This is a genomic window from Bacteroidota bacterium, from assembly GCA_041658205.1.
Taxonomy (GTDB): Bacteria; Bacteroidota; Ignavibacteria; order UBA10030; family UBA8401; genus UBA8401.
In genome coordinates this window covers 1,067,894-1,081,303 of record JBBAAO010000001.1, presented here as the reverse complement: position 1 = coordinate 1,081,303, position 13,410 = coordinate 1,067,894, and the positions used below count along the sequence as shown (strand labels likewise).

At 40.9% G+C, this 13,410-nt stretch carries 10 protein-coding genes; all 10 read right to left on the bottom strand.

Translation table 11 applies throughout. The features are described 5' to 3' along the window. Window positions 1-32: 32 nt before the first annotated feature. On the bottom strand, window positions 33-1,553 hold the full coding sequence (locus WDA22_04420; GenBank protein ID MFA5832706.1) for a peptidylprolyl isomerase: 1,521 nt from the start codon (window positions 1,551-1,553) through the stop codon (window positions 33-35). Next, window positions 1,550-2,269, bottom strand: a complete 720-nt coding sequence (locus WDA22_04415) for a CPBP family intramembrane glutamic endopeptidase (GenBank protein MFA5832705.1) — start codon at window positions 2,267-2,269, stop codon at window positions 1,550-1,552. The genes WDA22_04420 and WDA22_04415 overlap by 4 nt, the downstream gene beginning before the upstream one ends. Next, window positions 2,269-4,512: a UvrD-helicase domain-containing protein gene (locus WDA22_04410; GenBank protein ID MFA5832704.1), complete on the bottom strand. Its 2,244-nt coding sequence runs from the start codon at window positions 4,510-4,512 to the stop codon at window positions 2,269-2,271. Before WDA22_04410 ends, WDA22_04415 begins: the two co-directional genes overlap by 1 nt. Before the next feature lie 132 nt (window positions 4,513-4,644). Next, window positions 4,645-5,013 carry a response regulator gene (locus WDA22_04405; protein ID MFA5832703.1) on the bottom strand — a complete coding sequence of 123 codons (369 nt, stop codon included), beginning with the start codon at window positions 5,011-5,013 and terminating at the stop codon, window positions 4,645-4,647. A gap of 174 nt (window positions 5,014-5,187) precedes the next feature. After that, window positions 5,188-5,892 (bottom strand): methylated-DNA--[protein]-cysteine S-methyltransferase, encoded by a 705-nt coding sequence (locus WDA22_04400; protein ID MFA5832702.1) that lies wholly within the window; start codon window positions 5,890-5,892, stop codon window positions 5,188-5,190. A 128-nt stretch (window positions 5,893-6,020) separates the two neighbouring features. Beyond that, window positions 6,021-6,566: a hypothetical protein gene (locus tag WDA22_04395; GenBank protein ID MFA5832701.1), complete on the bottom strand. Its 546-nt coding sequence runs from the start codon at window positions 6,564-6,566 to the stop codon at window positions 6,021-6,023. Window positions 6,567-6,612: 46 nt separating this feature from the next. Beyond that, complete coding sequence (locus WDA22_04390; protein ID MFA5832700.1) at window positions 6,613-8,739, bottom strand: T9SS type A sorting domain-containing protein; 2,127 nt, start codon at window positions 8,737-8,739, stop codon at window positions 6,613-6,615. Window positions 8,740-8,755: 16 nt separating this feature from the next. Further along, complete coding sequence (locus tag WDA22_04385) at window positions 8,756-11,242, bottom strand: T9SS type A sorting domain-containing protein (protein MFA5832699.1); 2,487 nt, start codon at window positions 11,240-11,242, stop codon at window positions 8,756-8,758. A 24-nt stretch (window positions 11,243-11,266) separates the two neighbouring features. After that, window positions 11,267-11,455, bottom strand: coding sequence for a hypothetical protein (locus WDA22_04380; protein MFA5832698.1), 189 nt, complete (start codon window positions 11,453-11,455; stop codon window positions 11,267-11,269). Window positions 11,456-11,685: 230 nt separating this feature from the next. Beyond that, complete coding sequence (locus WDA22_04375) at window positions 11,686-13,404, bottom strand: sigma 54-interacting transcriptional regulator (GenBank protein ID MFA5832697.1); 1,719 nt, start codon at window positions 13,402-13,404, stop codon at window positions 11,686-11,688. Window positions 13,405-13,410: the final 6 nt, after the last annotated feature.

The window sequence follows — 13,410 nt, the reverse complement described above, 5'->3', positions numbered from 1 at the left end:
CTTTAAAAATGTGTATCGCAATGGCACCAATATTACGGAAGTTTTACATCCTTGTTTTGCCAGTAGTTAATCCATCCTGTCTGAGGAATAACGAATGGAACGGCAAACATTCTTCCACCAAAACCAAGGTACCGATAGACAAGAGATGCAGTGGAACTCACCTGAACATCCTTAAAATTTTTTTCATAAAATATAATCTCTGTTCCATTGGCAATCGTTCCCACATATCGATCTAGATTATTTTGAATTTTTAATTGCTTCATTTTTTCTTTTGCCACAGTATTATTATTGACAATGGACGTATCGTTATAAAAAATTCTTTTTAACTCTTCAATATCATTTTGAGAAACAACTACCGTATCTTCAGTCCTATTTCTTACCATCTGTGAAAGATATGAATCACGCCATACCTTCAAATCATTTCGAACAGTAGCGGATTGGTGTAAACCTTTTTTGTATGCTGTTTGGATCAAATATTCCTGATCAATAAGATCTCGCAGACGCAATTCTACATCCATTCGTATTTTTTTTAAGGATGGGCGTGGAGTGGCAAGGTTTGATTCAACAATCTTTTCAAGCGTCAACTCAAGAGTCCACGAATCATGAGGAAATGTTACAAATGGCATGTGTATGGAATCGGTCATTCTAGCTCGCAAACTGTCAATGACACTTTTGTCGGTATAAAACATTGTTGTATCGTTGATCGCGGGATATTTTTTTTGGGCAATATCCCACATATGGAAGATAACGCTTTTCATTAAACGGGCATTCACTTCTGTTTTGATTTCGCGTAATTCCTTATTCATATACTCCGTCATACGCTTTTGTTCTTTACGTTTACGAAGGACTGATTCCGCTTTCTCCCGAACACCTTTTCGTTCTTTATCTCCGACCAAAACGGTTACCGTTTTGCCCATCAGCTTCACTATATACCATCCATCTTCCAATTGCACAGGTTTTGAAGTTTCATTCAATTTCAAATTATAAATAACCTGTTCCATTCTTGCATCAACATCTCCCCATCGGGCAATTGCAGAATCCGGTCCATCAAATTCATCTTTCGATTCAATCGTAAAAGAAAAACTTTCCAGCACTTTCCCTTTTTTAATCTGAGAATAAAGAAAATCAGCTCCTTCTTTTGTTTTCGCATAAAGGAAGTAGACTTTCATGTCGTTCAGTGAACGTCTTACAGAATTATTGATCTCCGTTTCCGTAAGTACAATTTTACTTTGCACTTCCTGGCGGTATAATTCATCTCTAACCAGTGCCCGCTCTATTTCTTTAACGGCGTTATTCAGAAGAGAATCATTATCCCACCCTTCCTGCTGTGCTTTCACAATGAGCAGTTTTTCGGCAATCATTGAAAGAAGAAATTCTGCTTTATTTGCTTCAGTATCACTCTTCCGTCGGTTGATTCCCGGTGTGAGTTCATACCGAGAAAGGAATTCCGTTTTGGTAATGGTAATATTGCCGATTTTTACCAATGGAATATCATCCGGCTTCTGCGCGGATACAATGCCGCTGAAAATAATACAGAAAAAAATTTTCTTCATTTGAGAATTGTTGACCGAATCATATGAATGAATAATGGAAAACCGAAATAGAATGCATGCGCCAACATCGGTGTAATTAAACTGTTTGTCTTCCAATAGACAATACCACAAAAGATTCCGAGTGCGAATGTTGGAATGGCTGAATATAATCCCAGATCAAACTGTGAGGAAGTTGCACCAACGGCGAATAACAATGCTGAGAAATATATATAGATGGGTATTCTGCCAATATGGGTTGAATCCCCCCAATGTTTCATCAAAATAGTCTGGGCAAAACCGAAAAAGAGGATTTGATTGGCGACCGGCGAAGACATCCAATACACGAGTATTGCCATCACTGTCTCTTTCCCGCCGTGAGGTACATGGGATGGATCTACGGGCAGAATTTCGATTCCAAATCCGATTGCAACAAGTGTGGCAAGAATGGAAAATCCGTATAACCAAACGAGCCATACCATGGATGTTTTCAGATTCTGTGAATTAACACCATAGCTCCACAGATGTCCTCGAGAAAGAACGACAACTGTAATAAAGGCAAAAAGGTATTGCCAAAAATGCTGTTCAAATTGAAGAAAGAACGGAGATTGATCAACAGAAATTAATCGTGAAAAAAATGTAATCGGAGATGCCCAGATAATGACATAACAACTCGCAGTCACTCCCGCAAGGGAGAGAAATTTATTTTCAATCGTTGTCGGCAAATTGTTATTAGCCATTATGCACCCAACACTCGCAGTCGTGCAAATTTAATCATTAAATTTTTGGGACCGACGCTTTGAAAATTTACAATCGCTTTAGCAGAATCTCCCCTTCCGCTAAGATTTGTTACTTTTCCCCTACCAAAGACTTCATGTTCTACATAGACGCCAACTTTCAATCGAATCTCTTCTTGTGATTCTTTGTCGTAATCGACCTCTTCGTCAGGAGTAAAATGTTCGTTCTTCGCTGTTTTTTTTGTTTGAATGGAACCGAGATATCGATCTCTCGAACTTTGCAACGATGAAACAACATTGGCAGTATATGCCGGACGACGAGTCGTCTCTTTTTCAAGAAGAGATTCGTTGATCTCGGATAAAAATCGAGATACAACGGGATACGTTACATCACCAAATCGATATCGAATTCTCGCATATGTGATAAAGAGTTTTTTCATTGCACGAGTGATACCGACGTAACAGAGGCGTCGTTCTTCTTCTAATTCCCCCGGATCCGGGGTGACTTGGTACAACGGAAATAAACCTTCTTCCATTCCGGAGATGAACACAACGGGAAATTCCAAACCTTTGGCGGCATGAAGCGTCATTAACGTAACAGCATTCTTTTCATCCACCATCGAATCAATTGCCGCGACCAACGCAACCTCTTCCAGAAAATTCTCAAGAGTCGCCTTATCTTTATTTTGATCAACATATTCCGAAATTGCTGAAAGCAATTCTTGAACGTTCTCCCACCGACCTAATGATTCAGGGGTCTGTTCATCTTTATAGAGTCGAAGCACTCCTAATTCATCCACAATTGAACGGGCAAGTTCGCTGGCGGACATTTGCGATTTCAACTCTGCATACTTTGTGATCAAAACACCAAATAGTTTGACCGAATTTTTAGCGCGATCCGATAATGTTGTAATCGGTCCGGGATTATTGACCACATCAAAGAGCGAAGCATTTGTTTTGGTTGCATGCTCCAACAGTTTTTCAATAGTCGTGTCACCAATCCCTCTCGCAGGATAATTGATAACGCGCATGAGACTTTCTTCATCCTTGGGATTGACAATCAGACGAAGATAGGCAAGCACATCTTTAATTTCTTTTCGTTGATAGAATGCCACTCCGCCTATGATGACATAAGGAATTCCTGCGCGGCGCATTGCATCTTCTATTGAACGGGATTGTGCGTTGGTCCGATAGAGAATGGCAAAATGCTTCAGGTCAAGTTTTTCTTTTGTGATGGATTCCTGAATGCGATGAGCTATTTGTACTCCCTCGGCTTTGTCATCATCCGCTTCAATAACGGTAATCTTTTCTCCGTTCGGATTATCTGTCCATAATGTCTTTTGGATTTGATTTCGATTGTTCTTGATAACAGAATCCGCGGCAGATAGAATCGTTTTTGTGGAACGATAATTCTGTTCCAGCCGAAATACTTTTGCTGCCGGGTAGTCGCGTTCAAAATCCAGAATGTTTTTAATATCGGCACCGCGGAATGCATAGATACTTTGAGCATCATCGCCAACAACACAGATATTTTTGAATTTTTGAGCAATCAAATTGATCAATGTATATTGAGCACGGTTCGTATCCTGGTATTCATCCACTAAAAGGTATTTGAATCGATACTGATATTTCTCCAAGACTCGCTCATGCTTCTTGAACAGCTCAATTGGTTTCAATAACAAATCGTCAAAGTCCATGGAATTATTTTTATGGAGCTTCTGCACATATTCCGGATAAATCTCCGCGACCTTGGCTTCAAAAAACTCTTTTGCAAAATCCTCATACTCTTTCGGCGTAATCATTTGGTTCTTTGCACCGCTGATGCGCGACATCACCGCACGAGGATTGAACTGCTGCTGCGATATATTCATTCCGTTCATAATATTTTTAATAACACCAAGAGAGTCATCGGTGTCATAGATCGTAAATGAACGAGAATATCCAAGAGGTTCACACTCCTGCCGAAGGATTCGGGCGAAGATTGAGTGGAACGTTCCAGCCCAGACCTGGTGCGCTTGATGGCCAATCAACCGCTCGATGCGTTCTTTCATTTCTTTAGCAGCTTTGTTGGTAAACGTTAATGCCAGAATTTCGTATGGTGGAACACCAGATTCCAAAAGATGGGCGATTCGATATGTGAGTACGCGAGTTTTACCGCTACCGGCTCCTGCAACGATCATTACGGGACCATTAATGACAGAAGCAGCGTCGCGTTGAACAGGATTCAATTGATGTAATAGAGACATTCGATGGAATTTCTTTTGCTTTCAATTTAAAAGGAGTAAAACGATGTACAGAGAAAATACGGAATTAAGAGAGGCGATGCAATGTGTGAAGCATTTGGTTGCATCATCGATGATAAAACTGTGTTAATTTTTTTATTCGGCGTTTACATTCAGTTTTTGATTCACAAGAGACATCAATTCATTTATCTTGAACGGTTTCGAAAGATATTCTACGGATGGATCGGATTTCCAAGCCCCCGCTTCGTTCGCTAATCCTGTTATGATGATCATTGGAATTCTTGCCGTCAACGGATCCTGCTGAAGTATTTCGCGCAACATAAAACCATTCATGTTGGACATCATCACATCACTGATAATTAACTGAGGATATTGCGTTTTAATCAGATCAAGCGCTGTTACTCCATTATCTGCTTCAATTGTTTCATGTCCTCGCGATTTCAGAACCGCTGAAATCATATTTCGAATAGAAGTTTCGTCGTCAACAACTAATATTTTTGCCATAACTTCCCCTAAGAATAAGTTATTTTCTGTTGTTAGTTAAGCATAATTTAGTGCTTTTACAACTTCTATTTGACGCAGATCAAACTACTGAATACAAAAAATGAATGATTTTTTTGGCAACGAGTGTCACGGCGAATATTTGTGAGTTTTTAAAGGAAAATTTCGGAGGAATATTTAAATGAGTATCGCGCCTTCGGCACGGAGAAGAAATTCTTTCGTCTTAATTCCGGCAGCATAACCGGTCAATGAACCGTCTGAACCGATGACACGATGGCATGGGACAATGATCGGTAAGGGATTGCAGCTATTGGCAAGCCCTACTGCTTGGAAGCCACGCGGAACGCCTGCCCGCCGTGCGAGTTGTTTATAGGAGATTGTCGTGCCGTAGGGTATGTTCCGTAATTCTTTCCATACGCGGAGTTGAAACGAGGTTCCAATGAGATCAATCGGTGCGGAAAACTTTGCGAGCTTGCCATTGAAATACCGTGTCAATTGATCGATCACTTCTTTATTCCGGCTTTTATTATCGACGACATCGTCATCATTAAAATTTGTCCTCAGCCAAGAAAAAAAATCTTTCTTCGTTTCTTTGGGAATACAGATTTTACACACACCTTTTTCTGTGGATGCGATGTAGATGGTTCCGATTTTGGAATCGATTGATGTGCAGTAGACTTTTGACATTGACTTGGTATGGAGATAGAATAACGGCTGGAAAATATAGGTAAGATAAAAATAGAGCGCAAGAAAGAAATTCTTTATTTTTTTGTAAGACTGAGAAAAATAAAAAGCGGGATGAGCCTTCACCATCCCGCTTCGTAATTTGAAACCGCCTTCAATTTCCCACCTCCCCAGATGGAAATACGCGGACGATTTCAAAAGAGCAAAAGTCTGTTTTTTCGAATATTGATAACGACAACATTGAACGACACTAGTCAATCGTATTCCTTACCGAAAGTAACTTCGCAATTGTCTTCTGAAAGTTGTTATACGACAAGAGCAAAAAATTACAGTTTGTAGTCGATTCCGATATTTAGGATTCCTAATCCAAAACCGATGCCTGCTGTTGCGAACAACTGTTCGGTGAGCATATATCGAGCATTGGCAGAAAGGCCAATAACAAATCCACCTGCGGTAACAGCTGGTCCGCTAAACGCCGGAGCCGGCGTAGATGTCCACTTAAAACTTGCTGAAGCAACATTATAACCAACATTTAGCGCACCCCAGGTATCCAATTTTTCATTTTTCAAAAGGTCGATATGATACGTTCCAGTTGCAAGAATGAGAATATTAGTATAATTATATTCACCCTGAGCAACTCCAAAATTGTATGCTTCGCTGTAACCGGAATAAGCAAGTGATCCGCCAACACCAATGTTTTCCTGTAATCCCATTTCATAACTACCGATAAAACCGACGGATGCGCCACCGATTGAACCTAACGCAAGTTTTACGCCGGCATATTGATCGCCTTTATTAATCAGCGTTCGTTGACTAAGGGAAACCGTCGAAATTGTCATAATGAGCATTATTGCAAAAAGCAGTTGTTTCATTGTATTCCTTTTGTTATGTGATTAAGTGATTATTAGTTATTGGGGATTATCGTATCAAAGACATTTTTTTTGTAAGAATATTTGTTCCGGATCGTAAAGAATAGAAATAGATACCGCTTGAGAACTTTGATGCATCAAAGGTGACAGAATATGATCCAGGCTGCATTGAAGAATTCACGAGTTCTTTCATCTTCCTGCCGATTAGATCATAAACTGTTACTGATACTATTCCGGCATCGCGCACCGTAAAGCGAATTGTGGTAGAAGGATTAAACGGATTTGGATAATTCTGATAGAGTGTGAATGATTCTGGGACAGATGTTGAAGCATCGAGAATGTTTGTAATCTTCGACGCACTTTGAAATAATCCCGAAGAAGTGCCGGCAAAAAGATCTCCGTTAGACGACGTGAACAATGATCGTAGCGAGGCTTGATTATCAATTGTTGTAATGTTGTTGGAAATCAAATTCCACGTTACGCCAAAATTAGTCGATTGATAGACATTTGAATTGATTCCGCTATTTGCACCGCCAAAGAACAGCTTCCCGTCAGTATTGACTGCGATATAAATGCCATACGGTTTACTTACTTTTTGCGTATCGATACGAACCCAATTGTCCCCATCATCCGTCGACCGAAAAGCTCCCCCATTTGCTCCAATGAAAAGATTTCCATTTGGCGCAAATGCGAGGCTGTAGATTGAAGTACTTCCGATACCATTTTTTAATTCAACCCACGTGCTTCCGCTATCGATTGAGCGAAAAACACCGGCACCGAAGAATGTTCTAAATCCAAACATCGTTCCGTTTGAAAGCTGATAAAGATATGATAACGGACTGTTGGAAACTTTTAACCAATCTTTCCCATGATTTGTACTTCGAAAAATTCCTGTGGATGTTCCTGCAATAATCGATTGATACGATGTTCCGAGCAGCGCGTTCACATAACCGCTCAAAACGGTGATCCCGGAAATAGGTTTAAACGACTTTCCATTATCGATGGAGCGATAAATTTTTGCGGCATAATAGTTATCAGCAACCAGAAGCGTATCTGCATAAAATCCCACAATAGGAATCCCTACCACTCCGGTGTTCATTGGATTCCATGTCTGCCCAAAATCTGAAGACCGATATAGCTTCTGATAGGCGCTGCCACCTGCCGTAAAGAATAGTTCGTGTCTCGGACTTTCCGTCATTAATGTGACGTTGGGAAAAGAAACCGGTAATCCTTTCCATGTCGTTCCCCCGTCTGTTGAACGATACATTTGGTCTTGTCCAAGAAAAATATTTCCGGATTTATTTACCGCAAGACTGCTGCCGGAGATAAACGGCGTTGTTATCTTCGTCCACACAACTCCATTGTTAGTTGTTTTATAGATTTCGTTGAGATTGTTATTATCTACAACGGCAAAAATTTCTCCGTTTGGTCCGTACGCAAGATCGTTGACGTACTGCTGATAAAAACCAATTGCGCTCCAAGAATTTCCGCCATCGGAGGAATACCGTATCCCATTTCCCGAGCGTACATAAATGGATCCATTCGGATGGACAATTGCTTTATACACAGCAACTGAATCTAACTTATTTGCACTCTTCGTCCAGGTAACACCATCGTCTGTGGAACGCACAGCATAACTGTAATCAAAAGAGGAATTCACCCTTGTAAAAGCGTATACCGTTTTTCCGTCGTACGTTGCTAATGCTCCAATTGTTGTATCACTTCCAAGTTGAGCTCCTCCGGCAATTTTTTGCCAACCATCCCCATTATTTGTTGAACGATAAATTCCAGCAGCAGTACCAACAAGCAGCGCACCACTTGCCGTTGCAATGACACTACTGCACGAAGTTTGTGTAATACCATTCCCGACAACTGTCCAACTCGTGCCTTTGTTTGTGGAACGGGAGATCTTTTTCTGATTTTCCGACAAGAAAATATATCCGTTCGGTGCAACCGCCATGTCAGTGACGTAATCAACAATCACCGGCGTTGACCACGTTGTGCCATTGTCTATCGAACGAGTGAAACCGGAATTCTGCGTACCGTAAATTGTATCGCCGCCGCCAAAATACATTTTGTTTAATGCACCGCTATACGGTTCTGTCCGTTTCCAAAATACTTGAGAATAAACCAATGAGATTGTTAGAAAACTCAGGAAAAAAACTTTTGCACGCATGGTAAATACACCCTCCTTATTTAATGAAATTCATTTTTTTTGTTTCAACAAAATTGCCACTGCGCAACTGATAGAAATAAATTCCGGTCGAAAGTTTTGTTGCATCGAATTTCATTTCATATGTTCCCACATTAAGTTTTTCATGTACAAGTGTTGTTACTTCCCGCCCGACAATGTCATAAATTTTCAATGTCGTCGCATCTGTATTTTGGATCTCAAAGCGAATTATTGTGGCAGGATTAAAAGGATTGGGATAATTTTGTTCCAAGGTAAACCTTGCCGGTATGTTTTCATCTATTCGTTGTACCGTGGAAATAGTTGCTGCGCTGTTCCATCGTGCGATACCAAGCATTGGTCTATTTCCGGCGAAATTAAAATTACCCGCGAACCAAACATCTCCGCCATCAACAAATATTCTGCTAGGTGCAACAGGACTTTTCGTATCATACCATAGAAAATTTTCAAAACCGCTCCCCAACTTCGTCCAACTGTTATTGATAAAATATCCAACTCCTGTATTGAATTGATACCCCAAACCTGCAATATTTCCACTCACAAACAAGGTGTCCCCTTGGAATGCAAAATCCTGAACTTGACTCACGGCTGACGATACGGTATCCCATTGAGATCCATTCCATTTTGCCAGCGAGATAATGGATTTACCACCGATGTTGGTAAAATCACCACTTACAAATATCGCGTTACCTTTGGAAAGGATTTTTCTCACCGATGCATTCGGTTTTATTCCAAGCGAATCCCATTTTACTCCATTCCATTTTCCCAGAAATTTTAATGATGCATTATTTGCCAAAGAAGTAAATTGACCTCCAATCACGAGGTCACCATTTTGAGCAAATGCAATACTTCGCACCACGCCGCCGACAGATGTAATAGAATCCCACTTGACACCATCCCACACGGCAAGATTCTTGATCTTATTGTTACTGTTTACGGTAAAGGAACCGCCAACATATAATTTCCCATTTTGATAAACGAGAGAATAAATACTGTTATCAAATATTCCTGTTCCCAACGCTTCCCATTTATTTGTGGTCCCGTTCCATTTGATAATGCTGCTTGCCATAACTTTTGAGCTATCCGTATTTAGTCCAAACGAGATTTTACCTGCAACATACACATCGCCATTATCGCCGGATGTCATTGCTGAAGGTTCAGCGTTACTTCCTAGTCCGTAATACAATCCTCGCCCGACTGGTGCCCAGCCGTACCCTGTCCACCGTTGAATACTAGGAGACCCTGGAATACGGATTTCACCTGCCAGAAAAAGATTTCCATTCGCTTTTGCATAATGACCGTATGCTAAATCGATGCCAAGCGTGGAGAGTGAATTCAGAGCAAGCCATTCTTTTGATGCCATTGAATAGCGTGCAACATTCTTTACAGAGACATTTCCTGCTCCGGTGATCTGCCTTCCGGCCACAATCACTTCATTTTGATACGATGCGATCTTTTCAATCTGCGCCGAAGCATAACCGGAAATCATACCAAGCCCTTCCCATTTACCGTTACTGAATCTTGCCAAATTACTCATTACAGAATTACTTGATTGAGATTGACGATGCACACCCGTGGCGAACAACTCACCATTGACCACAGTAACATTTCCGATCCCTGTATCGAGCAGCGAATCCACAGCACTCCACGAAGACCCGTTCCATTTTGCAAGATTGGGGATCAATTTACTACCGACTTTCACATAACTGCAACCGACATAAATATTCACTCCATCCAGGGCAATAGAATAAATGTTTCCAACTCCAGTTGCGCCTGAATTCAGGAATGAAAATCCGACGGAATCCCACGAAGTACCATTCCATTTTGCAAGTCCGCGTATCATTTTCCCGTCAAGGGTATTAAACTGACCACCTACAAGCAGAACATTTGTTACGGCATCATAGATCATGGTATTTACTGATGAAGAAATTCCAGCACCAAGCGGATTCCATTTTGTCCCATCCCATCGGGCAATACGTACCGCATTCACACCTGCGATTGTCACGGATCCATAAGAAACATACAAATCACCATTGTTTGGATTTATTGTCATTGCAGTAATACCTTGATAGTTATTGCCTGAAATTGCCGACCAGGCAGTACCGTTCCATTTTGCCAATCCATTTGCGCTGAACTCCCCTGCCGTTGTAAATCCTCCGGCAACATAAAGATCACCGTTTCGAGGATCTACAACCCATGCCTTTACTTCGGGACTAGGATTTCCTCCGATAATTCCTGATCCAAGTGCTTCCCATCTTCCTGTTGCACGGACCCACTTTGCAATATTTTTCGCCGCCACTGTTCCTGCATGTGTAAACTGATCGCCACCGACATACACATCCCCGTTACGTGGATCAACGCAGAGTTTCGTTTGGTAATAACTCGTACCAGGAATTCCAAAACGATAATCGAAATGAACATCGCCAGGATCTTGAGAAAATAAGGTTGCCGAAAAAATCAATAATGAAATGATGTGTAAGCGAATCATACCGTTCTCCCTCAATTGTGCACTTTATTTTTTCCCAAAACCGAGCAATTCGGCTTCCCCTAAAATAAATTTTACTGGAATCTGTTCACATATCTGTTTTGCCATAGTACTATCTGTCGCCGTCATAACTCCGAAACCTTCACGGGTTAAGACTTCTCGAAGTCGTCGAAGTTCAATTGTGTTTTTATCAATAATGAGGATATTTTCCTGCATAAAATTCCATAGTTGGTATTCAATTTTTAGATGGTAATACAAATGGTGTTCCAAAGATCTTAAAAATTAGGTTCGTTTTTCCCTGAATTTAATGGAGATTTTTTACTTGCAAGCAGAGTGTCGCAGGTTAGAAACAGATTGAAGGGGAATACATGTCGCTTAAAAGCGACAGGAAGTTAAGGCTCAACTTCCGAGATGGTTTTTGAGCGCAGTTTTTTGCAACGGCTTTATTAGATTTCAATTCCTAATTGAGCTAATAATTTATAGAAGTGTGTGCGGTTTACTCCAAGCATTTGAGCTGCTTCGGATTTTGATTTCGCAGCTCGGAGTACTCGAAGAATGTATAATTTTCGGAATTCCGTTTCAGCTTCTTCCAACGATTTCCCTCCGGCAACGATCGGTTCGGATTTTTCCTCTTCGATGATTTCCGGCGGAAGGTCCCACACTTCAATGACATCACTTTTCATCAAGACAACAGCCCGTTGAATAATATTATCCAATTCGCGTACGTTGCCGGGATAGACATAACTTTCTAACACATTCATGGCATCAGAAGAAATTTCGATCAATTTTCCATTGGAATATTTCTGCGTAAAGTATTTGGAGAGCTCGGCGACATCTTCCCTTCGTTCGCGCAGCGGAGGCATCGTCAACTCAATCACTTTTAAGCGGTAATAGAGATCTTCACGAAAACTTCCAGCTGCAACCATTTCCGGAATATTTCGATTCGTTGCAACTATAATTCGAACGTCAATTTTTTTGGATTGCACGCTCCCCAGACGCTCGAATTCTCTTGTCTGAATAACTCGCAGAAGTTTCGCTTGAAGATTGACATTCAGTTCACCAATCTCGTCAAGAAATAATGTTCCACCGTTGGCAAGTTCAATTTTTCCTGGTTTTGATTTTGTGGCGCCAGTGAATGCCCCGCTTTCATAACCGAATAGTTCTGATTCAAGTAGATCGTTTGGAATTGCTCCGCAATTGATTGTTACTAACGATCCGCTCGACCTTCTACTGTTGTGGTGAAGGACATGTGCCAGCAGATCTTTTCCTGTTCCATTTTCACCATAAAGAATTACACTGGCATCAGTGGGAGCAATTTTCGATGCTATCTTCAGGACATCAAACAATTTTTTGCTGGAGCCAATAATATCTTTACACTTCAAGTCCTTTCGAAGGTCCTCAAATTTCATCACAGTTTCAGCAACAAGCTTTTTCTCCAGCGATGTAATCTCAATAGATATTTCAAATCCCCGAACAATCTGTCGGGCAAAGGAAAGAAGGTAGACTAAATCTGCTTCCGTAAATGCTTTTTCTTTATTTCGCCTGTCCAGATAGACAGCACCAAACACTTTATCTTTTGCCACCAAAGGAACGCACATTGCAGCAGTGATGCCCAATCGAATAATACTGTTCTGTTTTGAAAATTTTTGATCAAATTGTGGAAATTGGGTTGGCTCAGATTTGGTAATTGTATTCCGAATAACAGTGGAACTCATTTCTTTCGCTTCGGGGTTTTTTTCGGGATCCATATTGCATGATACCACCGATTCTGTTGCTCCACTCTCATCAGCTAACACAATAAATCCTTGATCCGCCCTCAATTCTTTCACAACGGTTGTTATCGCCTTCTCCATCAACGAACGCATTTCCGTTTCCGACGAAAACAAAATTCCGGACGAATACAATACTTCGAATTGCCGCTTCGCTTCGGAGATTTGCTCAATCGATTTTTCCAACTTCTCCATCTGGTCGAACATTATATTCGTTTCACTATTTTGCCTGCGGTTTGCATCCATCAACATTTTGAATAGTTTATCTACTTTTTTTGCTACATCAGAATCAACGTGAGATGATTTAAGCAGAGTCGTCAACTCCATAAACTCGGATGAGAGTTGACTCATGGAATCGCCGAGCAGTTTTTGATATTTTTGTCGAAGGTCAGACATGTGAAA

Bases quoted from the DNA above. Each gene is read 5' to 3' on its own strand.
- WDA22_04420 (MFA5832706.1), bottom strand. From the start codon at position 1,553: ATGAAGAAAATTTTTTTCTGTATTATTTTCAGCGGCATTGTATCCGCG.
- WDA22_04415 (MFA5832705.1), bottom strand. From the start codon at position 2,269: ATGGCTAATAACAATTTGCCGACAACGATTGAAAATAAATTTCTCTCC.
- WDA22_04410 (MFA5832704.1), bottom strand. From the start codon at position 4,512: ATGTCTCTATTACATCAATTGAATCCTGTTCAACGCGACGCTGCTTCT.
- WDA22_04405 (MFA5832703.1), bottom strand. From the start codon at position 5,013: ATGGCAAAAATATTAGTTGTTGACGACGAAACTTCTATTCGAAATATG.
- WDA22_04395 (MFA5832701.1), bottom strand. From the start codon at position 6,566: ATGAAACAACTGCTTTTTGCAATAATGCTCATTATGACAATTTCGACG.
- WDA22_04390 (MFA5832700.1), bottom strand. From the start codon at position 8,739: ATGCGTGCAAAAGTTTTTTTCCTGAGTTTTCTAACAATCTCATTGGTT.
- WDA22_04385 (MFA5832699.1), bottom strand. From the start codon at position 11,242: ATGATTCGCTTACACATCATTTCATTATTGATTTTTTCGGCAACCTTA.
- WDA22_04380 (MFA5832698.1), bottom strand. From the start codon at position 11,455: ATGCAGGAAAATATCCTCATTATTGATAAAAACACAATTGAACTTCGA.
- WDA22_04375 (MFA5832697.1), bottom strand. From the start codon at position 13,404: ATGTCTGACCTTCGACAAAAATATCAAAAACTGCTCGGCGATTCCATG.